The following is a 24,205-nucleotide window of genomic DNA, read 5'->3' as shown; positions in this document are numbered from 1 at the left end:
CGTCAACTCGCCTGGAACATGGTCATGCGGATGATGCCGGGGGTGGATTGGATTTCGGCTTCGATCGCCGAGACCTCCTCCATCTTGTCGCTGGGCCAGTCCCGTGAGACGCTGACGCCGCCCTGATCGGTTTCGATTTCGATTAGCCGGGTTTGCGGCGAGAGATCGAGCAGGCGCACAAGCCGGTCCCAAAGATCGGGCGAGATCCGATGTACGCCTGACCCGACCATCAGGAGCTGCCATGAGCGGGGAACGCGGTCAGTCATCTACCCTCCACATCCGTGCGCGCACAAAGCGCACTCTTTCAGCAACCGGGGCGAGAGGCAGGGACACAAGCTCATAGCCGAGATCGGCATAGACCGTGACCATCGCCTCATAGGTCGCTTGCGCCTCTGCAAAATCCTGCTTCCTCTCCGTGTCCTGCCCGAAAATCTCGCGCCAGGGCGGGGCGATGAATACCCGGCGCTGGTAGCGGAACATCTCGGCCGCGCGCTCGACATGGGAAGGAACGGGCAAGCCGCACAGGCGCAGATAGCCCGACACATCAGGAACGCCGCGATCGAAGATCACCGGGCCTTTTCGGTCATGCGCTTCATGCCAGGATCGTAATTCCCAGCTCAGCATCAGTTCAGCGAAGGCCCCGCGATCGGCCCATGGCAGGGCGCCGCCGCCAATGGCGATCTGATCGCGAATGATGGCGCGACCGGCTTCGGGCATATGGTGGAAGCCTTGCGCCGCCAGGGCGTCGATCAATGTGGTTTTACCCGAACCGGGACCACCAGTGATGATATGAAAATCGGGCCGGTCAGCCATCGTCAGCTTCCGCGTCGAACGCGCGTTTGCCGCGCCGCTTCCAGAGCGAGAGCGCGTTGCCATCCTCACGCGCCTTCGCGGCAAGTTCGAGCAGCGCGCCGTAGAGGGTGGCGCGATCGTCGTCGGCCAGTTCGACCAGGCCGGCTTTCTGAACCAGGCCGCCCAGCTCTATGAGATGGCGGGTGCGCTCGCGTCGGGCCACGACCCATCCTCTCGTATCGATGCGGCGCGCGGCGGCATCAAGCCTGTGCCTCGCCTGCGCCAGCTTCGCTTCCGCCTTCCGCGCTGCCGCCAGCACGTCGGCCAGTCTTGCGCCCGCGCCCTTGAAAGAAAGCCGCGCCATCGGAGCGCCACGCCTCCCGGTTTCCTTCAGCCTGTGCTTCGGCGACGATATGGAGCAGCGCACCGGCCAACACGTCGGCATCAAGCGTATCGGCCCCGGTGGACGTGACCAGTTCGCCTAGCTGCTGGACCTTCTTCGCCTTGAGCGCGCGGGCCTTGTCGCCCAGCGCCTTCAACTCGGCGTCATAGTCGCGGACCTTGCGCATATTCTCTCCCTCGCGCCCATGATCGGGAGAGGCAGCGTAGCACGATCACGGATGCAGGACAGCGGTTGCGAACAAAAATGCGGCGAAGTCAATCATGCGAACGGCAGAGAGTGTGAGTGCGCGCTTATACGTCGTTGCCGACGTGCGCTAAGAAGGGCAGTATAGCGGTTGTCATGGCGATCTACCATTTCTCGGCCAAGGTTATCAGCCGTGCCAACGGATCGAGCGCCGTTGCCAGTGCGGCCTATCGTGCGGCGGAACGGCTGCACGATGACCGGCTGGGGCGCGACCATGACTTCTCGAACAAGGCCGGCGTTGTCCATTCGGAGATTATGCTGTCCGAGGGTGCGCCGGAGCGTTTAAACGATCGCACGGTCTTGTGGAACGAGGTTGAGGCTGGTGAGAAGCGCAAGGACGCGCAGCTTGCCCGCGAGGTGGAGTTCTCGATTCCGCGCGAGCTGGATCAGAAAGAGGGCATCCGGCTCGCGCGCGAGTTCGTCGAAAAGCAGTTCGTGAAGCGCGGCATGGTCGCGGACCTCAATGTGCATTGGGACATGGGGAAGGACGGCCAGCCCAAGCCGCACGCGCATGTCATGCTGTCGATGCGCGAGGTAGGGCCGGAGGGGTTCGGGCAGAAGGTGCGCGAGTGGAACAGCACCGCGCTCTTGCAGGAATGGCGCGAGGCGTGGGCCGATCACGTCAACGAGCGCCTGGCCGAGCTGGATATTGATGCTCGCATAGATCATCGCACGTTGGAGGCGCAGGGGATCGACCTTGAGCCGCAGCACAAGATCGGGCCGGCGGCATCGCGGATGCCCGAACAGGGGCTTGAGGCCGAGCGGGTCGAGGACCATGCCCGGATCGCGCGCGAGAATGGCGAGAAGATCATCGCCAATCCGCAAATCGCGCTCGACGCGATCACGCGCCAACAGGCGACGTTCACGCGGCGCGACCTGGCGCAGTTCGCGTTCCGCCACAGCGACGGCAAGGATCAGTTCGACCAGGTGATGAGCGCGGTGCGATCCTCGCCCGAGCTGGTGGCGCTGGGGAAGGACGGACGCGACCAGGAGCGGTTCACGAGCCGCGAGATGATCGCGGTGGAGGAGCGGCTAGAGCGCGCTGCCGGTCGGCTTGCCGACAGGGCGGGGCATGGTCTCCCGGCGGCGTCGCTACAAGGGGGGCTGAACGCCGCCGGGAGTGGCGGGCTGACACTCGGTGAAGATCAGCGGGCCGCTTTGGAGCATATAGGGACGAGTGGCGATCTTGCCATCGTCCTCGGCTATGCGGGCACCGGCAAGTCGGCCATGCTGGGGGTCGCGCGCGAGGCGTGGGAGCGCGAAGGCTATCAGGTGCGCGGCGCGGCCCTGTCGGGCATTGCCGCCGAAAATCTTGAGGGTGGTTCCGGCATCGCCTCGAGGACGATCGCCAGTCTCGAGCACGCATGGGGGCAGGGGCGCGAGCAGCTAGGCCCGCGTGATGTGCTCGTTATCGACGAGGCGGGCATGATCGGCTCGCGCCAGATGGAGCGGGTGCTGTCGGAGGCCGAACGTGCCGGCGCGAAGGTCGTTCTTGTCGGCGATCCCGAGCAGTTGCAGGCGATCGAGGCCGGGGCGGCGTTCCGCAGCCTTGCCGAGCGTCATGGCACGGCCGAGATCACCGAAATTCGCCGGCAGCATGAGGACTGGCAACGGCAAGCGACGCGCGCGCTCGCCACAGGCCGGACCGGAGAGGCGCTGCACGCCTATGAGAGGCAAGGCATGGTGCGCGCTGCCGACACGCGCGAGGCGGCGCGGGTCGAACTGATGGACGGATGGGAGAGCGGCCGGCAGGCCGATCCGGACAAGAGCCGCATCATCCTCACCCATACCAATGCCGAGGTGCAGGAGCTGAACAGCGAAGCCCGCAGCCGTATGCGCGCCGCCGGCGAGCTGGGTGAGGGGGTGGGGCTATCGGTGGAGCGCGGCAGGCGCGATTTCGCGACCGGTGATCGGATCATGTTCTTCCGCAACGATCGCGGCCTTGGCGTGAAGAACGGATCGCTGGGCACGCTGGAGCGCGTCAGCGCCGAGGGCATGGCGGTGAAGATGGACGATGGCCGGAAGGTAGCGTTCGACCTCAAGGATTATGCCCATGTCGATCATGGCTATGCGGCCACCTTCCACAAGTCGCAGGGCGTGACGGTCGATCAGGCGCATGTGCTGGCGACACCGGGCATGGATCGGCACTCGGCCTATGTCGGCCTGTCGCGGCACCGCGACAGCGTGCAGCTCCACTATGGTCGCGACGATTTCACAGATCAGCGCCAGCTCACCCGCACCCTGTCGCGCGACCGGGGCAAGGACATGGCGGGCGATTATGCCGCCGCCCGTGACGGGCAGGCCCAGGCCCGCGCGTTCGCCGAGCGGCGCGAGATCCGCTTCCCGGAACTCGCGCGCGAGATCGCCGGGAAGGTGCGTGACAAGGCGAGGGGCATGTTCGCCGGGTTCAAGCCGAAACCGTCCTCGCCCGAGCTGGCGCGCGACGGCAAAGGGGGTCCGATTAACACCACCCCCGAGCGGGCACCGGCAGCGCCGAGCCAGGCCAGGGCGATCGAGCGCTATGCGCGCGCGCAGGCCGATATGGACCGAATGCGGGAGAAGGGCTTGCCCGTGCTCCCGCATCAGAAGCAGGCGCTGGCGAAGGCGGGCGACGCGCTCGACCAGGTGCGGCCCCATGCCGCCCGCGATTTGGCGTCCGCGTTCGAGCGCAACCCGGTGCTGGTGCGCGAAGCGGCCGAGGGCAAGGCCGGCGGCGCGGCGCGGGCGATGGCGCACGAGGCCCAGGTCCGCACCAATCCCGAGCTTCGCGCCGATCGGTTCGTGGAGCGCTGGCAGGGCATGGCGCGCGAGCGGGCCGAGCTTACGCGCAGCGGCGATCGTGAGGCCGCGCAGCGCACCGGCAAGAAGATGGAGAGCCTGGCCGGAACGCTGCACCGCGATCCCCAACTCGAATCCGTCTTGCAGCGGCGCGCGCCCGAGCTGGGGCTGGAAATGGGCCGGGATCGCCCGATCAGCCAGGAATTGACCCGTTCGCTGGAAATCGGCCGCGATCGAGGGTTGAGCCGATAAGGAGAGACAATGGCGGACGAGGAATGGGAGGAAGGCGGCGACGCGGCGGCGGAAGCGTTCGAGCAAGTGCGCGTTGCGGTCGAGCAGCAGCGCGGCGAACTAGCGTTGATGCGCCGCGCCATCGAGGGCTTGGCGGCCGAGCGCGCCAGCATCGACGTGCCGGATTATTCCGAGACGCTGGGGCATGTCGTCCAGGGGCTGGACGGCATCAACGGACGCCTGGACCAGGTTACGACGGCCATCGTGAAGTCGCCGGCGTTGGCGATGACGCCGGCGCAGGTTTCGGCGCAGATCAATCGAGCGGCGGCCGACCTTCGCAGCGCCGATCATGCCGCCCTCGCCACCGCCACCAACGAGATGAAACAGCAGGGGCGCGAGCTGCGCACCGTCGTTCAATCGGCGCTGACGGCGCGGGATCAAAAGAACCGTCAACTATGGTTCGGGCTGGGCGGGTTGCTTATCGGCATCCTCCTCTGGTCCTTCCTGCCCGGTATGGTCGCGCGCGAGATCGTGCCGACGAGCTGGCAATGGCCCGAACGCATGGCGACGCGGGTTCTTGCCGAAGCGACGCCGTGGGATGCCGGGCAGCATCTGATGGCGAGTGCGTCGCAGCCAAGCTGGGAGGCGATCGTCGCGGCCGACAGGTTGCTGCGCGACAATCGTGAAAAGATCGAAGGATGCCGGCAAGCCGCAAGGAAGGCGGATCAGCCGGTGCGATGCACGGTCCAGGTGGGAGTGAAGAGGTAATGACGATTCCCTACCGCTCGACGCCCATATTCGATGAGGCCACATTGCCCACTGCCTTGCGCTCCGAGCATCGCACCAAGGCCGGTGTTTGGGGCGTGATCCGGGTCATCGAAGGGAGATTGAAGCTCACCTATCTCGACCCTGCCTCCGAGGTGATCCTTACACCTGATCGGCCAGGGCTGGTTCTACCGGAACAACCGCATTTCGTGGAACCGCTCGGAGCCATGCGGATGCAGGTCGATTTCTACGATCAGCGGCCAAGCCTCTAGGAAGAGCCATGCGTAAAGCAGCCTTGTCATTCCCGTTTCTCGTGAGCCTGGCGCTTGGTGGCTGCGTGACAAGCGCTCCGGCACCCAATTTTGGCCCGTCTCCCTCCGGGCAGTCGGAGCGAAGCGGCGAGATCACGCCTTGGGCGCTGACTTATGGCGCGGCGTTGATGACCGCCAAGGTCTACCCGCACTTGGCAGCGACGGCCGATGCAAACGCCAATCTGTTCGTCTCCCCGGTCAGCCTGTCACAGGGCCTGGGGCTTGCTTACCTCGGTGCGCGAGGGGGCACACGCGACGAGATCGGGCGCGTTCTGGACTGGCCTTCGGTCCCGAATGCGGCCGTGCCTATCAGAGCCTATAATGCCCAGCTCAGCGATACCGGCGATGCCGATATCACGCTCGGCATCGCGAACGCGCTATGGCTGGCAAAGGGATTGCCGATCCGGGACGAGTATGTCGCCGAGGCGCGTTCCGGCTTCGGGGCGGCTCCGGAAACGGTCGATTATGCCGGTGATCCCACCGGAGCGGCCGCACGGATCAATGGCTGGGTCTCGCGCGAGACGAAGGGCAGGATTTCGGAGATCGTCTCTCCGAGCGGCTTCAGGGATGACACCGCCGCTGTGTTGACCAACGCTCTTTACTTCAAGGCAAAGTGGCAGGTGCCGTTCGAGGAGACGGAAACGCGGACCTTCACGCGTGGCGACGGCACGCGCATTCCGATCACGATGATGAAGCGGATAGGCCGGTTCGACTATCGCGAGACCCATGAGGGACAGGCGATCGCCCTGCCTTATGCCGGCGATGGCAGCTTCGTGATGGAAATTTTCCTGCCGCGCGACACGGCGGTCCTGCGCCGTTGGGAGCGCGAGATGAAGGGGGGCGATTTCTTCGCCGGCGAGCAGGGCGGCAATGATCGCTTCGATCTGGCAGCGGAGCAGGCGCGCGAGATGCGGATCATTCTGCCCCGCTTCGAAGCGCGGTTCGACAAGAGCGTCAAGGCAGCGCTGATCGCAGCGGGGATGCCAAGCGCCTTCGATCAGCAGCGTGCGGACCTGTCCGGCATCGTCTCCGGCGTGCGTCTGGCGATCAATGACGTGGCGCACGCGACCTTCCTGCGCGTCGATGAGGAAGGCACCGAGGCAGCGGCGGCAACCGCGGTGAAAATCGTCGTGACCAGTGCGCGGATAGAGCCCCAGGTGCCGGAGATGGTGGTCGATCGTCCTTTCCTTGCCACTCTGCGCGACCGAAAGAGCGGCGCGGTGCTGTTTTTCGGGCGCATCGCCGATCCGACCGCGATTCCATAGGCGCACAGGGCCATGTGCCGTTCAGCCGCGACGGCGTAGCCTCCTGGCATGATAGTGCCGCTGTCGCGAGTAATTGGCGCGGCCTTGGCCGGTGCGGCGTTGAGCGCGTCCGTGCCCGCCTTGGCGTGTTCGTGCATCCTGGGGGGCGGTGAGAGGATGGGCAAAAACGTACGCTCTCATGACTGCCATCCGAGACGCTGGCCGCAAGGCTCTCAATCTACCCCCGGATAGCCGCGCAGTCTAAGCGTTCGCTGATTGTTCGTCCTTAGCGTTGTTTGGCGTACCTTCCACGCTATGTCCTCAACTTCACGTCGATGGCGGCACGATCAGCGGCTTCTTCCTGTTGCCACGCGACATGATGGTCGATGCGCCGACAGACGGTTCGCAAGGGGCGATCTACATCCTCTATAATGGCCGACTTGCGCCGAAGTTCAAGGTGTCGAAACCGCGCACTTTGAGCCTTGTGTCGCGTGCGCTTTCCACCGTGCTGGGCGAAGCGGACAGGACGATCATCGATGATCTACGCAGCTTTGCGCAGGAGCGTAAAATCCGGCTCTCCATATGCGCAATCGATGAAGCCGCCCCGAACGCTGATGCGCCCTTGTTCGACACCGGACATATGCGCAAACTCTACACCATGGGAGAAGAGGAAGGGCGGGCTCAAGATGGGTGTCTGATCTCAACCTCTATACATTCACCGATTATTCGCCCTTAGCATTGTCTGGCGCACCCCCGACGCTATGCCCTCCAAAGCGCTCATATGATCTCCATTTTTTTGTTTGAGGCAATAATATTGTGAACAATAAGCTATTCAAGGCGTGGGAAAATTTGGCCGAAGGATGACTGACGCACTCTCTGCAGACCTTCCTTCTTCATCAATGGCGGGAACGAGAGCGGCGCAGCAGCGTAATGCGTTCACCAAACTTTGTGGAGAATGCAATGCGCTATCTTATCGGCACTGCTCTGGCTGCCGCCCTTCTGTCCCCCGTCGCCTATGCCCAGACCATGTCGGGCGTCGCGCAGACCAACGTCGCAGGTGAAACCACCACGGTGTTCTCGATCCAGCCCCAACGTCAGGTCTCGGCTTCCGACTACGTCAAGCTGAGTGCTGATGCTCTCAACTATCGTATTGCAGCTTCGCAGCTTGCGCTGCGCAAGGCTGAGCGTGCCGATGTGAAGGCCTACGCGAAGGCAGACTATGATCAAGCAAAGAAACAGCGGGACTCGCTTTTTGCCGCCCTCTCCAACAAGGATCGAAAAATCGCCAAGCCTACGCTAGCTCTCTCGTCGCAGCGTGCTGCGTCAATTGATTTGCTCAAGAAGAGCAAGGACGATTTCGACAATCTTTATCTGACGCAGATGGCAGATGAAGCTCCGTCGATGTGGGCACTGCAGAAGGGCTACGCTCTGGAGGGCAGCGATCCGGCTCTGAAGCAGGTTGCTACCCTTGCAGTGCCGACGATCGAAAGCGGCTATACCGTGGTCAAGGGGCTGACGCCGGCGGCAGTTGCCTCGCGCTGACCTAAGCAATGCGGGACACCTGAAATACGGTCTTCTCGCTTGATCACCATCATGGCAGAAGTGGCATTTTTGTCACTTCTGCCATTTTGTTGTTACTTGTCGAAACTCTCTTTGACGTTCGGGGTTAGCAGGTCACTTACCGACAGTTTCGGTACGAACAAATTTGAAGAGAGATACATGAAGAATTTGATCCTTGCTGCCGCTGTCTGCTGCTTTGTTCCTACGCTTGCGTCTGCACAGGAGACCGCTCCCGACGGCACTGATGCATTTGGCATCGAGCCTTATGTTGGCGTCCTTGGCGGGTATCACACCTTCGACAAAGATAGCGAATTCGGCTCGCCGCGTGGCGGTAGCATGAACGGCGCGCTCATCAGCGGGATTGCAGGCGTCAACATTCCCTTGGGTCCGGTATTTGTTGGTGCGGAGGGTAACGCCAGCAAGGGCTTCAACGACATCGATTGGGAATATGGCGTTCGTGGCCGCATTGGTGCGCGGGCCGGCGAGAGCGGAATGGTGTTTGCCTCTGCCGGATATCAGTGGGTTAATGGCAAGCGCGCCTACAGCGACCAAAAGGACTGGGTGTATGGCGTGGGCGTCGAAGTTGGACCCAAGGATATCGGTCTGGGCGGCGTAACCGGTAATAGCGGCATTCGCATTCGCCTTCAGATGGAAACCTACGATTTTGACAGTCTGCGGCCCATGGGCGGCGTAGTCTTCCACTTCTAAGAGGCTGTTTGGGAAATCGGCGGCAGGGGTTGTCATAGGCGTATCTGCGTGATTCAGGCTCTGGATGTGGACGCAGCAGAGCCGGGGGCGGATGGCCCAGATTGCGAAGAAGACGAAGCGTTATCCCAGTGACCTGACCGATGAGGAATGGGATCGCCTTGCGCCGTTGATGCCCAAGCCGGGTCGTCGAGGCCGTCCCCGCGAGGTGGATTTCCGCGAAGTGATCAACGCGGTCCGCTATCTGGTGCGATCGGGGTGTGGTTGGCGGATGCTGCCGATCCATTTTGGCGCCTGGCAGACGGTCTATGGCTGGTTTCGGGAGCTGGCACGCAGGTTCCTGTTCCAGACGATCCACGACATCGAATTGATGTTGGACCGAGAACGTGAGGGGCGAGAAGCCAGCCCCAGTGCGGCGGTCATCGACAGCCAGTCGGTCAAGGCGCCTTCCGCAGAAAAGCGCGGTTTTGACGCAGGCAAGAAGATCGTCGGTCGCAAGCGGCATATCGCAGTCGACACCGATGGACGCTTGCTGATGGTCAACCTCACTACCGCCGATATCTCCGATAGTGCAGGCGCTCAGGCGATCCTCGATGGCATCCGCAAGCGCTGGCCGTGGGTGAAGCATCTCTTTGCCGATGGCGCCTATGATCGCCTCAAGCTCATGGACAAGGCCAGCTACCTCGACTTTGTCGTGGAGGTCATCCGTCGAAGCGATCGCCAGCAGGGCTTCAAGGTGCTTCCGCGCCGCTGGGTCGTCGAACGCACCTTCGGATGGATGACCCGATGGCGCCGTCTGGTCCGCGACTACGAAAAGCGCATCGACGTCTCACAGGCGATGATCCTCGTCGCCATGGGTGGAAACCTACTACGCCGAAACGCTCATCCCTGATTTTCCAAACGGACTCTAATGAATGGGGCGGGGTTCGTTGTCAAGATCGCGACGGCCCTGACCTACCTCTTGCTCCAATCGAACCTGGGAGATGTTGTGGCATTGTAGGGTATCGAACGCCAGTATAACTACGTTATACAATATAGTCTATCGTTGAACTTTCTTGCTTACACTACCGTCAGGTCCAGCTTGATACTCTATCATTGCACAATGAGCGGACTGCCCTTGTCGCAGTAGCGCACAACAATGTCTCTTCACGGATCGCAGGACACAGGCCGGAACCATAGAGAGTGTCAGCAAGAGCATCGACGGTTGTCGCCTTGGCGCGATAGGCACCGGTCGCCACATTGCCTTCTCAGGTAACTTTCTATGGGATAAAGTTGCAGCGTCTGCAGAACGTAAGACGCTCAACCTGCCAAAAGATAGCTGCGCCGCATAAATGTTCGTTGATTGTTCGCCCCTAGCGTTGTCTGGCGTACTATTCACGCTATGCCCTCCTATAGCACGGATGCAGCCCTGATCGACCGAGACGGGACGAAGCGGGGTGCGAAGAGGTCGGCCCGGCAACATCGGCGGCTTGCGCGGCCTATATCACTTGAGGGCAGGAGAAGCCTGCCCGGAGAATGAGATGCCGCCCACCGCGCCTGCCCGCGTTCCGTCACCGATCGCCATGCCCGACGATGACTTTGGAGCTGCGCTGATTGCACAGGCGGCCGCGCTCAGCGCCTATGCCCGGCGGCTGACCGGAGGCGGTGCCGATGCCGACGATCTCTTGCAGGACACCATGCTGCGCTGTTGGGCCGCGCGCGCCAGCTTCGCGGCCGGAACGAGCCTCGCCGCTTGGGCTCGGACCATAATGAAGAACAGTTTCCTCACCGGTCGCCGCCGCGCGCGTTTCCATGCCGATCTGCCCGAGGATGCGCGCGACCGGATGCTGAACGTGGGCGAGACCCAGAGTCTTGCCATCTGGCTGCGCGATACGGATTGGGCGCTCAGCGAACTCCCGCCCCACCAGCGCGAGGCGGTGCTGTTGGCGAGCCAGGGCGTGTCCGTCGAGGACGGAGCGGCGCAGCTCGGCATTGCTACAGGAACGTTCAAGAGCCGTGTCGCTCGCGGGCGGACCCGGCTGCGCGCCCTGATCGATGAGCGATCAACGCCGCTGCTGGCCGACAGGACTGGCCGCGATACACCCTCGCCAGAGGCCAAGCTGCCCGTCCGCCTGCGGAAAAAGCGGGACTGGCGGGGCGTCAAGATCGGCTGAACCCCGGTGTGCCGGTTGGCTTGTTGCTTTTCTTAACAGTTTGCCGGTAGCGTGCGCGCACCTGCGGAGACGCGGGTGGAGGCGTGGAAACCTCCTGAAACACGAGCCGGTCGAGCTTCATCGACCGGGTGGCGGGCGCGCATGTCCAAGCCACCCGGCCAAAGGCGTCCGCGCCTGACGTGTTTCAGGTTTCCAACACCCGGTTCAGTGGCCGGCACGTCTCCGAAATGGGGCGTGCCGCCGGCTGAACAGGAACAGTTGGGGCGGGAATGAGCTTGGAGAACCCTTTGACCGAGTAGGACATGCGTGAGTAGTCATCTGCCTGTCGGCCGCCTCGCCGATCGTCTTCATTCCCTGCCGCGCGAACGCGCCTGGTTCGCGATCCTCCTCAGCGTCACGGCGCTTGCGCTGGCGGACGCACATTTTTCCCGGATAGGTCTCGCGCCGTTCTATATCCCGATCGTCTGCGCCGCCTGCTGGGCGCTGGGAAGCCGCGCCGGCTATCTGGTGGCGATCGTCGCGGCGGTCCTCGCCGTCGTCCCGCATCTCGCCGAGTTGCCAGGGCTTTCCCCCGCCCTGCTGGGGGCGAGGATGGCCGTGCGCGCCGTCACCTATGTTTTCGTCGCCGCCATTGTTCTCAGCTTCCGCCGGTCCTTTGATCGGGAGCACCACCTGGCGGCGCGCGACCGCATGACCGATGCGCTCAACAAGGAGACGTTCCGCGAGCGCGTGATCCATCGTCTCGATCTAGCGGTGCCTGCCCGGCAATCCTTCCTGCTCGCGATCCTTGATCTCGATGATTTCAAGGGCATCAATAACCGCCACGGCCATGTTGCCGGCGACGAGGTGCTGCGCGCCTTCGCGCAGGGCGCACGGAAGACCATCCGGCGCGAGGACGATTTCGGCCGGATCGGCGGCGACGAGTTCGCCTTTTTGCTTCCCGTCCATTCGGCCGAGGAAGGGGTGTATTTCGCTCGCTTGCTCCACAAGCGCCTGTCATCGGTTCTGGCCGACACGCCTCATCCGGTGACGTGCAGCATGGGCGCGCTGCTCATCTCGCCCGATACCCCGCGTGACGAACCCTCGTTGATGCATGCGGTCGATCAGCTCATGTACGCGGTCAAGCGCGCCGGGAAGAACGCCGTGGAGATCGGCCGCGCAATGACCGATCGAGGCCGGGACGCCCCTGTTCCGTCAAGGCTCCGGGTTCCCATCGAGGCATGTCTATGACGAATGACGACACAGCCCTCTCGCTTATGAGGATGGCATTGGCCCAACTGGATCGGACCGGCCGAGGCGCGACGGCCACCGCCGTCCATTTGCAAGCCGCGATCGACGCCGCGACCGGAGCCGGCCCGATGCAACCCGGCGAGCTGCTGGATGACGAGGGGGCGTTTCCTTTTGAGCCTCTCGCATCGCGTCAGTGAAGCAGCCCTGTTAGGCAGGGTTGAGCGCGCGAGAAAGCGCCCCGATCAGCAGCTCGGGCGACGCGGGCTTGTGGCAGGTCGGGCGTGCGGCGTGGACAGACGGGATCATGCTGGCCGCACCCGTGGCGAAGATGAAGGGCACGCCGCGACGGTCCAGTTCGTCCGCGATCGGGAACGAGGTTTCGGAGCCAAGTTGCACATCGAGGCTGGCGACATGAGGCGACGAGTCCAGCGCCGCGAGGGCATCCCGCACGCAATCGACAGGGCCGACGATTTCCGCGCCGGCTTCAGATATTATCTCAACCAGCGTAGCCGCGACCCAATAATCATCTTCGACAACCAGCACGCGAAGGCCGCTGATCCCGTCTTGTTTAGTCATGCCGCACCAAGCATTTACGCAGCCGTTCCACCGATCAGCGCAGCAACGCGCCGTCTGGCTCTGTGCTCCACGCGAACGTGCAAAATGTTCGTCCTGGGCTCCCGATTGCTCTAAGTAGCCGGGTAGGGGGCACGTAGAGTTATGGTCGATACTGAAACCCGGATTCGTGAGCTTGAGCATCGGTTCAGGAACATTCTCACTGTCGTTCGTTCCCTTGTCAGCCAGAGCTTGCAGGCGGCCGATTCGATCGAAGACGCCCGATCGACCATTGACGAGCGATTGGCGGCGCTGGGCAACGCGACCGAGCAGCTTCTATCCCACAACTGGCAGGCGGCGCCCCTGCCCGCGCTGGCGGAAAATGCGCTGGGCCACTTCACCCTCTACGCGGAGCGGCTCCGCCTCGACGGCCCCACGGTCACGATCGGCCCCAAGGCGGCGATGACGTTGACCCTCGCCTTTCACGAGCTGGCAACGAACGCGATCAAATATGGTGCGCTGTCCAACGAAACAGGCACGATCGAGCTGACGTGGAAAGTGCTGGGATCGGGCACCGAGCCCGAGCTTTGGATGCGATGGGCCGAACGTGGCGGCCCGCCAGTCGTCAGGCCCGAGCGGCGGGGCTTTGGGTCGCGGCTGATATGCACGGCCGCAAGCCGCAGCTTGCGCGGTCGTGCCGAGCTGGAATTTCCCGTCTCGGGCGTCGTTTGGACCTTGCTCGCCCCTCTGACTGCGGTCGAGCTATGATCGATCCGGATACAGGATACCCCGCCGCTAAGCCTTGGGTTCATCGCGCATGCCTGTCTCTCCGGCCCGCACTCCATGCCCGACTGGATCCCTCTCGCCACTTTGATCGTCTCTTTTGTCAGGGTCCTGAAATCCGGAGCACATCTGTATGTCCAAACCGCTCTCCCCCGAAACAATGGCTTTGGTGAAAGCTACGGCGCCTGCGCTCCAGCAGCACGGCGTGGAGATTACCACGCGCATGTATCAGCGCCTGTTCGTCGATCCGGAGATCAAGGCGCTGTTCGACATGGCCGCGCACGAATCCGGCGCGCAGCCTAAGCGGCTAGCGGCCGCGATCCTCGCCTTCGCGCAGAACGTCGATAAGCTCGACGTGCTGAAACCCGCGATCGAGCGCATCGCCGCGCGCCATGTCGAGACCCATATCAAGCCCGAACATTATCCTGCGGTCGCCAATGCGCTGCTGCCGGCGATCCGCGACATATTGGGCGAGGCGGCAACCGATGAGATTCTGAACGCTTGGGGGGAGGCCTACTGGTTCCTGGCCGATATCCTTATCAACCGTGAGGCGCAGCTCTACCAGACCGAGGCGGCATAATCGCCGCAGCGGACTACTCCTCCCAAAGGATGTGAGAAGCCGGTCCTAAAATTGGTGGCCGATGCGGCCAGCCAAGATGCTCATTGTTCAACGCCATTTGCGAGTTTCAGAAGCTTGGTCTCGATGCCTTTCAGGCCAGCAATGGCCTCATGGTCGGCGACTGACCAACCATCGCTTTTTGCGTCTTCTTGGTTCCGCTGCATCCTTGCGATGATCGAGGCTGCCTCATACACCTCTTTCGCCCCGCCGTGACCACCAATATCGAGTTGGTGCGCGAGCGTCGTAAGGCGATCCACAAAGTTCGTCCGGCCTGCGGCGCCAGTGCTGCGGGCGAGAGCCTTCGGCCCTGCTTTGAGGGCGTCTCCCAAGGTTTTCAGCGCTTCATGATGAGGGGAATCGGACACGGCAGCTCCGAGGGATCGTCATCATCGTTCATAATCACGAAAGCGGAGGACGACGGGGTTCCCCGCCGTCCCTCCGTCTCAGATGGGATAGGTCGAGCCGTAATAGCCATAGACCTGCTCGCCATAGGTCCGATCGAAGGCGGGTTCCTCGCCCGCCCGATAGCGCGGCGCGCCTTCGAGCCGTTCCTTCGTCAGATCGACGACATAGCCGCCCTGGTTCGTGTCATAGGTGAGCTGGTCCCAAGGCAGCGGATGATATTCCTCGCCGATGCCGAGGAAGCCGCCAAAGGACATGACCGCATATTCGACGCGGCCTGCGCGCTTATCGACCATGAAGTTGTAAACCGAGCCGAGCCGGTTGCCATTGCGGTCGTAGACCGCCGTGCCCTCGACCTTGTTGGAGGCGATCAGTCGGTTGGTTTCATCGGTAGCAATGTCGGTGTCTGCCATTTTGGAGTCTCCTTTCGGTTTAAGGAGAACGACACAGCCCTGATGGGTTTCCGGCGAAATCGAGCAATGGGTGGCGCAGAACGATAGAGTGGGCGAGCGCCTTCAATTTGACGTCATCCCACAGATGACTAGCGGGCGCTCTGATCCAAAAATCAAAAATTTTGCATCAGGGCAATGGGGCCTGAAACGGCGACCCGGGCACCAGAACAGCGCCAGGATGTGCATCAGATTTTTGCATCACGGAAAGGCGCAGATTTCGGCGCTTTCCAGTCTGATGCAAAACTTGTAATTTGTGCATCAGACTAAGAGGATGGCGTTGCGGGCAAGATAACGGGAGTTTTGATAATCTCATGACCCCACGGACAAGCAGGTGCCTATCGGTTTTGTCATTTCCGCTTTTTGGGATGTTGGCGCTTGGTGGCTGTGCAATCGGAAACCAAGCCTCGCCAGTCGGGTCGGTTCCGAACTTTGTTCCCCGAGGCGCTTCAATCGGCCCTTCTGGCTACGCCACAATCCTGTCCGCGCCTGCTACAGGACCGATCAACGCTGCACCACCACCACCACCGCCCCCACCTGCGGATGGAAAGCCCACGCCACTGCCAATGACCAGCGAAGCAGTTATGGCCCGCGAGATGATGATGAACCCGGATGATAATGCGACTGCCGCAGCCCAAGTTCTTGATCAGCGTATCCAGGCAGCCGAGCGGGGCAATTACGTGGGTATGCGCATTGTTCGCGATCCGGCTCCGCGTTTCGCGTTTCAGTTTCGCCAGAACGCCGCAGCCACGCTTGCCCGCTACACCCGTGATCCACGCTTCACCTTCCGTGAAGGCGGAATCCCGACCGAGGAACTGCAACCGATCTTCGATGAATGGTGGGGGCGGTTCGAGCCCTATCGTCTTGTCGGCGGCGGCGGGGTGTACGAGTTCGATGGTAAGGTCATGTTCGACATGAACATTGATGAAGCTGGTTTTCGCGAGATCGCTGAGCGGGAGCGCTGGACAATGCCCGACCGGCTTGAGCTGCGCTTTTCGGGGCCGCGCAATTCGCGATCGATCGATCCCGCGCTTGAGCGCTATGTGCGCGTGTTTCCGCGTCAGGACCGGCAGCCGGCTGTCGTCAACCTGGCGCGGCTAAGCGGGCGGGTGATCCTCCGCGACGGGTGTTTTCGGCTGACGGAACATGGAGACGGCGGTGAGCCGCTTGTCATTTTCGGCCGGGATGTGGAGCTTGGTCTGGATGCCGAGGGCTATATGGCCTTGAAAGACAACAGTTCCGATGAGGCCATGCCCCGGATCGGAGAGCGCATGGCGTGGGCTGGCCCGCAAGGTTATTCGGAAGCTGATCCGGCGGTGGCCCTGCTGCGAGCGAAATGTGGGACTGGGCCGATTGTCGCAGTGGGCTCGCCTGAAAGTGATTATCGCACCAAGTAGGAAGTCATCATGTGCTCTTCCCGATACTATCCCAATCAGGACAGAGACCAGCAGATCAAAAGTTTTGCATCAATCCGAAAGTCCCGGTTTTCCGCGCTCTTCCCTGATGCAAAAATCTGATGCAGAATCGTTCCATGATTTACGGCTATGCGCGCGTCTCGACCAACAGCCAAGACCTGGCCCAGCAGCTCGCCCAGCTTGAGGCCGCCGGCTGCACGAAAACCTACCGCGAGAAGATCAGCGGCGCGTCGGCCGAGCGCCCCCAGCTCAAGCGCGCGATCGGCGCGCTCGATCCCGGCGACGTGCTGATGGTGACGGCGACCGATCGCCTCGCCCGCAACACGCGCGACCTGCTCAACATCCTCCACGCGGTCAAAGAGGCCGGTGCCGGCTTCCGCTCGATCGCCGAGCCGATGCTGGACACAACTTCGCAGCTCGCCGAGGTGGTCATTGCCGTTTTGGGCGTTGCGGCCAGCTACGAGCGCCAGCGGATCGCCGAGCGCACCAGCGCCGGTCGCGCCCAGGCCAAGGCGCGCGGCGTCAAGTTCGGCCGCAAGAGCGCCCTCACCCCGCACCAGCAGGCCGAGGCGCAGCGCAAGCTCGACGCCGGCGACACCCAGCGCACCGTTGCGGCGCTGTTCAACGTCAGCCAGGCGACGATTTCGCGGCTACAGGGGCGGCCATGATGACGGGCGGCAATAGTTCGGTGCCGTGATCGCCGGCAGCTTTGGCTTGGCATTGGGTCTGGCGGGATGCAGCTCGGTGAACGAGGCTGCCTTGAAGGATGGGCCACCCCAACAAGCAAGCGCGTCGGAGTTGCCGCCATTCCCTCCCCCGCCGGTGCCCAGCCCGACAGAAGCGTGGCTATCCCCTTTTCGGGGGGGCACCAGCGGCCTCGACGAAGCGCAGGTCGACGCGATGTTCGACGAGGCGGTCGCGCGAGCGCGACTAGGAAAGCGTCAGAAACCTTTGCAATCAGAATGCATTATGTGTTTGACGTAATCGTGCTCTTCGCGAGAGGTGTGCCGATAGTGAAACATACTTTCGCGATTCTGATCGGTGGCGCGGCAATCTTGGCCAGTTGCACCCCTTCCTCACAGTCGGAAGCGCCCCCTCCTGAAGTTAAGAAGACATCATCCGCTGGCCTTGGACCATCAGCCGCACCAAAAAACCTGCCTGCGTTCGCAGTGAATGAGCTAGCCAACGGACTCATACCGGCTGCACCACAGATGGGCAGGCTCTCCGTCCGCAATGACTGCATCGTCTTCACGATGCGTGATAGCGACGCAACGCCACTCTGGCCCGCAGGATCGACGATCGAGCAGCACGATGACGCTCTGATCATCCGCGTGGAGGGGGGCGCCAGCTATCGGGTGCCGTCGGCCACCACGATCGCCGGAGCATTCGTGCCACTAAACAGCGTCAATATGACCAAGTTCAGCAAGCCACTTCCCGAGCGGTGCCCGAGTGCAATTTTCGCTGTCGCCCGGCAATAGGAGAGAGGAATGCGTACTAGACTCGTCATCGTTCTGCTCGCGGCAGCGGCCCATCCAGCATTAGCTCAGCAGGAAGTACCAGCACCAGCAGCTCCACCGGCTGCCCCTGCTGGCGCGGCCGGGTCATCACCGGCCGCCCAGTTCCTCGCGGACCAGTACGGGATTAGTTTGGCGGAAGCGACAGAACGCGCGCAGTTGCAAGATGCAATTGCAGAGCTGGTCGCGCAGGTAAAGCGAGACAACGACAGCGAACTCGGATCTATATGGGTTGAACACACACCAGTGTTCCGAATCAATATCTCATACGTTACGCCAGATGACCGTAAGCTCGTGAAGTATCGGATCGACCCAAAAATCCGGCGATATGTCAAACTTGTGAAGGCTAAGAAGTCTCGCGCCGAAGCCGAGGCGGGCGCCACCGAAATTTTCAAGACAATTGAGGGAAGCGGGATAAGGGACTTTGCCGGGTACGTTGAGGAAGATAGCGGCGATGTCGTTCTTGAGTTACCGTCTAACGACATGAAGCAGCGCGTGCTTAACCTCATCGGCAGCAAGCGCCAGAACATTCGAGTGGTCGTGAAGCCTATTGCCAAGCCAACGGCAGGACCGATCGGTGTTGTCAGCGGAGATTACATCGAAGGAGGGCACTATTTTTGGCAGCAGCGTGCATCCGACGAAGCCTCGAAGGGGTGTACGGTTGCATTTCAGGCGACATACCAAGGTCGCTTAGGGATTCTCACCGCTGGGCACTGCAACCCTGGCCCTGAAGGAACTGGCTATTGGCATGCGGTAAATGGCCATTGGGTAGAGATCCCAGCACCGGCAATCGCTCGCTGGGCCTACGGCACAAAGTACGACTTCCAATGGCACGATATCACAGGTTATTCGCGATCGAACGCGATCTACTATTTCAACCAAGCATCGGTGGTTGGTCTTCCTAAAAGTGGATGGGTCCGTGTTAACGGAACTGTTGGTTATTATGGGCAGACCAAGGGGATGGTGTCGTGCAAATCCGGGCGTGTAACTGGGATTACATGTGGAGCGATCACTAGCGGTAACTACTACTACAACGGCGCTAATGGCTGGATCAGAGTCTTTCGAGCTTCGGGTCAGCACCTTGGCAGGACCGGCGACAGTGGATCAGCCGTGTTTTCGGATGCTGCGCAGAGCACACAGGTGAAGGCGTACGGAATCTTGACCGCAGCGCAGGCATTCAGCGACGGATCAAGCGAAATGGTTTATTCGCCAATCGACTATATCGACCCGTGGGGTATCTCGCTCCTGACGCAGTAGAGCTGTCCAATTGCTTGGCGCGAGACCAGATTAACTTCCCTCTCTTGATTGAGAGACCGTGCCAGTGGCCCTGAGCGAGGGCTGTCGGGAGTCATGTATTACTCCGGCAGGAGAGGATCTTCCGATCAGCACGTGACCCATGGCGGACGGTATGCTGTAACAGTTTGAGATATCTCCTCGATCACCCAGGCACGGGGGGTGGCGAAGAGGGCGAGTCGGGCAGAATCAAACCGGAGCCAGGTCGCTCCGTGCGCAGAATGCGGACCCTCCGAAAGAATGTAAGTGCCTCATCGCAAGCCGGTTCGCTATCACACCTGGCAAACATGTTGAGCTTCAGACCATATCTCTCCGACACTGGTATGTGCACAAAATACCTAAATGGCTTTGGCTCATGTGCCCGCTCCTGTGGTCCGTGACGATATCGGCCGACGAGAGATGGCCTGCCCCCAATCATCTCCTTTGACAGGCTGCACGACGTGCTTGCTACATGGCATGTTGGGGGTCCGCTAAACTGCCCAAAGTCGGTACTAACGATCGTATCGGATGATTGCCATTCCTCTACTTTGCTGTCGATTCCTTGGACCCAATTCCGCTTGAACTTATCGGGAAGAACAAGCTGGTAGTCGTAAGCGATCTGCACCTCAGAAGGCATTGTGCGCTTCTCGGCTTTGTTGCAGGCAGTGATTGCAAGCAGCACGGCCATTGCGGATATCGAGCGTGCTGGCTGGACCGTCATGTAACAAACCACCTAATACAGTCGAGGATCGCGTTCCATCTGACTCAGCCCATGCACGGCAATCAGGTGATTCCCGCCATTATGCCGTGAACGCCGACGCACATTCCCAGCGCCCGCCTTGCCAGTGAAATTCTACCCGCTGCGCGTTGCTGATCGCGGGCGGCTCGCCCTTGCGCCAGAACACCCGCATCTTGGCCCGGTCATCCAGATGGGCGTCGGCGACGATCGCCCGCGCGGCCTGGATGAATTGCCCATGCCCGAACACATAGACCAGTGATCCAGCAGGCATGGCGGCGAGGCGGTCTAGGCCCGTCTTGCAGCGGCGTAGCAGGGTGGCGAAGCTCTCGGCCCCTTCCCCGTCGCAATAATCAGGATCGGCCGCGCTCCAATAGCGTTCGAGGTGCGGCATCCGCTCCGCACTGCGCGTGCCGTTCCAGCGCGCCGGTTGCAGATAGGTGAACTCTTCTATCGGCCACACTTCCACCGGCACGCCGGGAAAGCGCGCGATCGTCGGCGCGGCCGTCTGCTGCGTGCGCGTATAGGGTGACGTGACGATGAGCGCGGGCGCTTGCGTCCAGCTCGCCGCGACTTCGCGCGCCTGTTCGTGGCCGCGCTCCGTCAGCGCGATCGTCGCGAGATCATTGCAGGGCACGCCCGCGTTGCCGGTGGATTCGCCGTGGCGGATGAAGATTACGCGCATGGCTATTCAAACAGTTCCGCATGAGTACCGGCGCGCACGAAGTTCACCAGATTCCCCTCAATCGTATAGATCAGCAGGAAATCGCCGCCGATATGGCACTCGCGATGATCGCTCCAATCGCCTTTCAGCGGATGATCCAGCCATTCCGGGCCTAACGGCGCATCGTTGGCGATGAGCATCATCATCGCCTCCTTGAGCTGTTTCATGTTGTAGCGCCCGCTGCGCGACAGCCGCTCCCAATCCTTGACGAACCTTTTTTCGTAGGACGCCTCTCTTGGGAACGAAGCCCGCTTACTGCTGGCGGGCTTCTTGGTCGAGGGCATCGAACATTTCCTGGGCATCGGTGAAACGGGCGCGGCGAGCCTTCATCGTCGCGCGGGACGCCTCGATCGCGGCGCGCGTTTCGGCGTTCGGCACCTTCAGCTCGAACGGCAGCGCATGATCCTTGGCAACCCGCGTAAGGGTCATGCGGACGACATCCGAGACGGTCAGCCCCAGCTCGGCCAGCACGGCGGCGGCTTCATCCTTCACTGTTTCGTCGATGCGCGCGCGCACGAAAGCGGTAGCGGCCATGGGGAACCTCCTTGGTCAAGCCGCTAATGTAGCTCAGTTGAGCAACATTTTCAATCCAGGCAGGGGACATGCGCCTGCCGCTGGCGCGGCACCGTGGCCCTACTCGCTTCGCTCCCCAAGCCCGCAAGCGGTCTTGGCCTTTCGGTGACGACCCACATGGCGGGGGCGAGATCGCAAGCGGATCTCGCATCATGGTGCCGGCGCCGGCGTCGATGTTCGTTCAAGGGGGAAAGGCGGTCCCGGCCGCCTCTCCCCCGCAACGGGATTAGACGGGGCCGTGCCTCGCTGCGCTGCGGCCGCACCACCCCCATCGAATCCCGCTGCCCCCCTCTCTCGCCGGCGTTCTTGGGCGTCCGTGTTCCGGCCGATGGCCTGGCCATCGCCGGACAGGCGATTTGAAGGGAGTAAGGACGATGACCCACCAAACCCGTGAAAGCTGGCTCAATGCCGTGGCGCTGGGCATGGCTCCGCTGTTCGAGGCGCTGGACGCCCCCCTGCCCGACCGCGTGCGGGTGGCGATCGGCTTCACCAGCAGAGGCGCGAAGGGCAAGGCTATCGGTGAGTGCTGGGATAACCGGCTCAGCGCGGACGGGCATTTTGAAATCTTCATCCGCCCCGACCTCGCGCACGCGCCCGACGCGATGCCGTCGCAGATCGCGGCCATCCTCGCGCATGAGCTGGTCCATGCCGCCGTCGGCATCCCGGCAGGGCATGGGAAAGCGTTTAAACGTGTCGCCCTTGGCCTTGGCCTTGTCGGGCCGATGCGCGCCACCACCCCCGGCGAGGCGTTCCTTGCGGCCGTCGCGCCGATCTTGGACGCCGTTGGCCCCCTCCCCCATGCCCGTCTCGACACGGATGGCGAATCCACCGCGCCCAAGAAGCAGAAAACCCGGATGCTCAAATGCGAGTGCGCGACGTGCGGCTATACCGTGAGGACCGCGCGCAAATGGCTTGAGCAGGCCGGAGCGCCGCTTTGCCCGATCGAGGATCACGGCCAGATGAGCCATGAGCCGCTGGACGACGACAGCGAGGATGAAGGCGGCAAGGATAGCTAGACCGCCCACCCCTCCCCGTAATTCGGGGTTTCGTTGACGCAGCCGAACCGAGCCAGTATGACCACATGCAAACATGCGGTCATGTAAGGATATTCACATGCCAACAATCGCGATCATCAGCCAGAAGGGCGGCGCGGGGAAAACCACCCTCGCCCTGCATCTGGCCGCCGCCGCCGAGGATTCCGGGCATACCGCGCTGGTGATCGACCTCGATCCGCAGGCGACGGCGAGCCAGTGGGCGGCATGGCGACAGGATGCGCCCCCGGTCGTGATTGACAGCGCACCCCCTCGCCTTGCCGCCAAGATCGAGCAGGCGACGGGCCAGGGCGCGGCGTTCATCGTGATCGACACCCCGCCCCATGCCGACAGCGCGGCGAGCGCCGCCGTCGAAGCGGCCGACCTGGTGCTGATCCCTTGCCGCCCCAGCGCGTTCGATTTGGCGGCGATCAAGACGACCGCCAGCCTTGTGAAGATGCGCGGCAAGCCCGCCTTCGTGATCTTCACGGCGGGAAGCCCGACCGCGCCGCGCATGTATGACGAGGCCGCGCAGCTCGTGCAGGATTACGGATTGGACGCCTGCCCCCACCATATCGCCGATCGTGCCGCCTTCCGCCACGCGGCGGCCGAGGGCAAGACCGCGATGGAGATCGAGCCGAACGGCAAAGCGGCCGACGAGGTGCGACAGCTTTACAAGTGGACATGTCAGCATGTAAACATGCAAGCATCGAAGAAGCGGAGGGCCAGTGCATGAGCAGCCGGAAAGGATCATTGCTTGCATTGCGGGATCGCGATGCAGCGCCATCTTCGGCGACGGCCGAGCCGGAGGGGAGGGCGGCCGCGCCGATCGCCCGCAGTTCTGGCACAGGCACTGGCAGCGGATCGAGCAGCAGCCCGGTTGCGCCGAGCCGTCAGGGCAAGAAGGCCATGACGGGCTATTTCAGCCCGGAAATGTCCTTCGCCATGCACATGACCGCGCGCAAGCATGGCATGAGCCTGCAAGACGCGATGGCCGAAGCGTTCAACGACTGGCTGCGCAAGATGGGGGAAAGTCCTGTAGGCAAGTGAGCATGTTCACATGCAAACATTTGGCATTGAGGGAGTGCTTATGGCCGTGCTGATCTTGTCCGCCATTTTCGTATTGGTGATGATCGGGCTGTCCATCCGGGCAAACGCCCGCTTTCGGCAGGAAAAGACATTGCCGATGCAATGGCGGCTTTCCCGATCGGAGCCGCTTGCCCGTTCGGTGAACTGGTCTGCGCCCCGCGTTGTCGCCCTTAGCTTTACGCCCTCGCTAGCAATCGGCGTGCTGGCGCTGTTCAATGTTGCGGCGATGACTATGACGCCGAGGCCCGGCCAGGAGGGAATGTTGTTTCCGTCCTTGATCTTCATAGGAAGCATGTTTGTCGCGGCCCATGTTTTCCACCTTCGGTTGATCGAGAAAACCCTAAGTCGCAGTGGCAGCTAACCGCGCCCGCATGTTTGCATGTAAACATGCGGTGCTGTGAACATGCTGTCGTGATCAGGTTAAAGGTGATAAGTGAGAAAGCTCTGGCATCCTTTCGATGCTGGCAGAGCATTAGGCTTATAACCCAAGGAGCGGGGTTCGAATCCCACCGGAGGAACCATATGACAAATAAGGCGAACGATAACGGTACTGACCCATTCTATAGCAAAGTGATGGCCGATAGCGGCGCTGTGGTAAGCGGTGGAGCGGCCCTATTGGTACGGGCAAAAG

The 24,205-nt window shown here is 62.1% G+C and carries 31 protein-coding genes; 21 read left to right on the top strand and 10 right to left on the bottom strand.

Annotated elements, in window-relative coordinates:
* Positions 1-2: 2 nt before the first annotated feature.
* The 4 genes from VHN57_RS27425 to VHN57_RS27410 are packed head-to-tail and all read right to left on the bottom strand — an operon-like array spanning position 3 to position 1,361.
* Complete coding sequence (locus VHN57_RS27425; protein ID WP_273692340.1) at positions 3-266, bottom strand: hypothetical protein; 264 nt, start codon at positions 264-266, stop codon at positions 3-5.
* Positions 259-813, bottom strand: a complete 555-nt coding sequence (locus VHN57_RS27420; protein WP_010339213.1) for an AAA family ATPase — start codon at positions 811-813, stop codon at positions 259-261. The genes VHN57_RS27425 and VHN57_RS27420 overlap by 8 nt, the downstream gene beginning before the upstream one ends.
* A complete protein-coding gene (locus VHN57_RS27415; protein ID WP_010339212.1) occupies positions 806-1,015 on the bottom strand; it encodes a conjugal transfer protein TraD in 210 nt (69 codons plus the stop codon). The genes VHN57_RS27420 and VHN57_RS27415 overlap by 8 nt, the downstream gene beginning before the upstream one ends.
* Positions 1,016-1,052: 37 nt before the next feature.
* Positions 1,053-1,361, bottom strand: a complete 309-nt coding sequence (locus VHN57_RS27410) for a conjugal transfer protein TraD (protein WP_010339211.1) — start codon at positions 1,359-1,361, stop codon at positions 1,053-1,055.
* Positions 1,362-1,534: 173 nt separating this feature from the next.
* On the opposite strand from VHN57_RS27410, the gene traA reads away from it, so the two are divergent.
* The 11 genes from traA (at position 1,535) to VHN57_RS27355 (ending at position 12,612) form a co-directional block, all read left to right on the top strand.
* The gene (gene traA, locus VHN57_RS27405; protein WP_044663630.1) at positions 1,535-4,468 is read left to right on the top strand and encodes a Ti-type conjugative transfer relaxase TraA; all 2,934 of its coding nucleotides are present in this window, start codon (positions 1,535-1,537) and stop codon (positions 4,466-4,468) included.
* Positions 4,469-4,477: 9 nt separating this feature from the next.
* Positions 4,478-5,215 (top strand): DUF6118 family protein, encoded by a 738-nt coding sequence (locus tag VHN57_RS27400; protein ID WP_273692290.1) that lies wholly within the window; start codon positions 4,478-4,480, stop codon positions 5,213-5,215.
* The gene (locus VHN57_RS27395) at positions 5,215-5,484 is read left to right on the top strand and encodes a DUF1971 domain-containing protein (RefSeq protein ID WP_046990358.1); all 270 of its coding nucleotides are present in this window, start codon (positions 5,215-5,217) and stop codon (positions 5,482-5,484) included. Before VHN57_RS27400 ends, VHN57_RS27395 begins: the two co-directional genes overlap by 1 nt.
* Positions 5,485-5,651: 167 nt before the next feature.
* On the top strand, positions 5,652-6,788 hold the full coding sequence (locus VHN57_RS27390) for a serpin family protein (RefSeq protein ID WP_423286595.1): 1,137 nt from the start codon (positions 5,652-5,654) through the stop codon (positions 6,786-6,788).
* 355 nt (positions 6,789-7,143) lie between these two features.
* Positions 7,144-7,503: a hypothetical protein gene (locus tag VHN57_RS27385; RefSeq protein WP_037525043.1), complete on the top strand. Its 360-nt coding sequence runs from the start codon at positions 7,144-7,146 to the stop codon at positions 7,501-7,503.
* 224 nt (positions 7,504-7,727) lie between these two features.
* Positions 7,728-8,309, top strand: a complete 582-nt coding sequence (locus VHN57_RS27380; RefSeq protein WP_010337039.1) for a DUF4142 domain-containing protein — start codon at positions 7,728-7,730, stop codon at positions 8,307-8,309.
* A 177-nt stretch (positions 8,310-8,486) separates the two neighbouring features.
* Positions 8,487-9,035 (top strand): hypothetical protein, encoded by a 549-nt coding sequence (locus tag VHN57_RS27375; protein ID WP_010337038.1) that lies wholly within the window; start codon positions 8,487-8,489, stop codon positions 9,033-9,035.
* 64 nt (positions 9,036-9,099) lie between these two features.
* Positions 9,100-9,924 carry an IS5 family transposase gene (locus VHN57_RS27370; RefSeq protein WP_125990377.1) on the top strand — a complete coding sequence of 275 codons (825 nt, stop codon included), beginning with the start codon at positions 9,100-9,102 and terminating at the stop codon, positions 9,922-9,924.
* A gap of 628 nt (positions 9,925-10,552) precedes the next feature.
* Complete coding sequence (locus VHN57_RS27365) at positions 10,553-11,185, top strand: RNA polymerase sigma factor (RefSeq protein ID WP_010337037.1); 633 nt, start codon at positions 10,553-10,555, stop codon at positions 11,183-11,185.
* Between the two features lie 306 nt (positions 11,186-11,491).
* On the top strand, positions 11,492-12,415 hold the full coding sequence (locus VHN57_RS27360) for a GGDEF domain-containing protein (protein ID WP_044663637.1): 924 nt from the start codon (positions 11,492-11,494) through the stop codon (positions 12,413-12,415).
* The gene (locus tag VHN57_RS27355; protein WP_044663638.1) at positions 12,412-12,612 is read left to right on the top strand and encodes a hypothetical protein; all 201 of its coding nucleotides are present in this window, start codon (positions 12,412-12,414) and stop codon (positions 12,610-12,612) included. Before VHN57_RS27360 ends, VHN57_RS27355 begins: the two co-directional genes overlap by 4 nt.
* A 10-nt stretch (positions 12,613-12,622) precedes the next feature.
* Here the strand turns inward: VHN57_RS27355 and VHN57_RS27350 are convergent, their stop codons facing one another.
* Complete coding sequence (locus VHN57_RS27350) at positions 12,623-12,991, bottom strand: response regulator (RefSeq protein ID WP_044663639.1); 369 nt, start codon at positions 12,989-12,991, stop codon at positions 12,623-12,625.
* A 141-nt stretch (positions 12,992-13,132) separates the two neighbouring features.
* Between VHN57_RS27350 and VHN57_RS27345 the strand changes: the two genes are divergently transcribed.
* Both VHN57_RS27345 and VHN57_RS27340 read left to right on the top strand, forming a co-directional pair.
* On the top strand, positions 13,133-13,735 hold the full coding sequence (locus VHN57_RS27345) for a sensor histidine kinase (RefSeq protein WP_313231779.1): 603 nt from the start codon (positions 13,133-13,135) through the stop codon (positions 13,733-13,735).
* A gap of 148 nt (positions 13,736-13,883) precedes the next feature.
* A complete protein-coding gene (locus VHN57_RS27340; RefSeq protein WP_044663640.1) occupies positions 13,884-14,330 on the top strand; it encodes a globin domain-containing protein in 447 nt (148 codons plus the stop codon).
* Positions 14,331-14,410: 80 nt separating this feature from the next.
* On the opposite strand, the gene VHN57_RS27335 is transcribed toward VHN57_RS27340, so the two are convergent.
* Together VHN57_RS27335 and VHN57_RS27330 are read right to left on the bottom strand one after the other, a co-directional pair.
* Positions 14,411-14,734 (bottom strand): hypothetical protein, encoded by a 324-nt coding sequence (locus VHN57_RS27335; protein ID WP_047169142.1) that lies wholly within the window; start codon positions 14,732-14,734, stop codon positions 14,411-14,413.
* A gap of 78 nt (positions 14,735-14,812) precedes the next feature.
* A complete protein-coding gene (locus VHN57_RS27330) occupies positions 14,813-15,184 on the bottom strand; it encodes a PRC-barrel domain-containing protein (protein WP_044663642.1) in 372 nt (123 codons plus the stop codon).
* A gap of 602 nt (positions 15,185-15,786) precedes the next feature.
* On the opposite strand from VHN57_RS27330, the gene VHN57_RS27325 reads away from it, so the two are divergent.
* From VHN57_RS27325 to VHN57_RS27310, 4 genes are all read left to right on the top strand, one after another.
* Positions 15,787-16,617 (top strand): hypothetical protein, encoded by an 831-nt coding sequence (locus tag VHN57_RS27325; protein WP_075153448.1) that lies wholly within the window; start codon positions 15,787-15,789, stop codon positions 16,615-16,617.
* 119 nt (positions 16,618-16,736) lie between these two features.
* Complete coding sequence (locus VHN57_RS27320; RefSeq protein WP_237241395.1) at positions 16,737-17,303, top strand: recombinase family protein; 567 nt, start codon at positions 16,737-16,739, stop codon at positions 17,301-17,303.
* A gap of 294 nt (positions 17,304-17,597) precedes the next feature.
* Entirely contained in the window at positions 17,598-18,113 is a 516-nt protein-coding gene (locus tag VHN57_RS27315; RefSeq protein ID WP_125458962.1) for a hypothetical protein, read from the top strand.
* 9 nt (positions 18,114-18,122) lie between these two features.
* On the top strand, positions 18,123-19,406 hold the full coding sequence (locus VHN57_RS27310; RefSeq protein ID WP_044663645.1) for a chymotrypsin family serine protease: 1,284 nt from the start codon (positions 18,123-18,125) through the stop codon (positions 19,404-19,406).
* An 815-nt stretch (positions 19,407-20,221) separates the two neighbouring features.
* Here the strand turns inward: VHN57_RS27310 and VHN57_RS27305 are convergent.
* From VHN57_RS27305 to VHN57_RS27295, 3 genes are read right to left on the bottom strand one after another with little or no spacing between them, the layout of a single operon-like run.
* Positions 20,222-20,842, bottom strand: a complete 621-nt coding sequence (locus VHN57_RS27305; RefSeq protein WP_044663646.1) for a histidine phosphatase family protein — start codon at positions 20,840-20,842, stop codon at positions 20,222-20,224.
* 2 nt (positions 20,843-20,844) lie between these two features.
* Entirely contained in the window at positions 20,845-21,165 is a 321-nt protein-coding gene (locus tag VHN57_RS27300) for a type II toxin-antitoxin system YafQ family toxin (RefSeq protein WP_044663647.1), read from the bottom strand.
* Entirely contained in the window at positions 21,134-21,415 is a 282-nt protein-coding gene (locus tag VHN57_RS27295; protein WP_044663648.1) for a type II toxin-antitoxin system RelB/DinJ family antitoxin, read from the bottom strand. Before VHN57_RS27295 ends, VHN57_RS27300 begins: the two co-directional genes overlap by 32 nt.
* A 413-nt stretch (positions 21,416-21,828) precedes the next feature.
* Between VHN57_RS27295 and VHN57_RS27290 the strand changes: the two genes are divergently transcribed.
* From VHN57_RS27290 to VHN57_RS27275, 4 genes are all read left to right on the top strand, one after another.
* Positions 21,829-22,470, top strand: coding sequence for a transcription elongation protein SprT (locus VHN57_RS27290; protein ID WP_044663649.1), 642 nt, complete (start codon positions 21,829-21,831; stop codon positions 22,468-22,470).
* 97 nt (positions 22,471-22,567) lie between these two features.
* On the top strand, positions 22,568-23,221 hold the full coding sequence (parA, locus tag VHN57_RS27285; RefSeq protein WP_044663650.1) for a ParA family partition ATPase: 654 nt from the start codon (positions 22,568-22,570) through the stop codon (positions 23,219-23,221).
* The gene (locus VHN57_RS27280; RefSeq protein ID WP_044663651.1) at positions 23,218-23,535 is read left to right on the top strand and encodes a ribbon-helix-helix domain-containing protein; all 318 of its coding nucleotides are present in this window, start codon (positions 23,218-23,220) and stop codon (positions 23,533-23,535) included. The genes parA and VHN57_RS27280 overlap by 4 nt, the downstream gene beginning before the upstream one ends.
* 40 nt (positions 23,536-23,575) lie before the next feature.
* Positions 23,576-23,935, top strand: coding sequence for a hypothetical protein (locus VHN57_RS27275; RefSeq protein WP_157009904.1), 360 nt, complete (start codon positions 23,576-23,578; stop codon positions 23,933-23,935).
* Positions 23,936-24,205: the final 270 nt, after the last annotated feature.

The organism is Sphingobium salicis subsp. salicis, assembly GCF_049472635.1.
GTDB lineage: Bacteria > Pseudomonadota > Alphaproteobacteria > Sphingomonadales > Sphingomonadaceae > Sphingobium > Sphingobium yanoikuyae_A.
The sequence above is the reverse complement of the archived record's forward strand: the minus strand, read 5'-3'. Positions and strand labels throughout refer to the sequence as shown.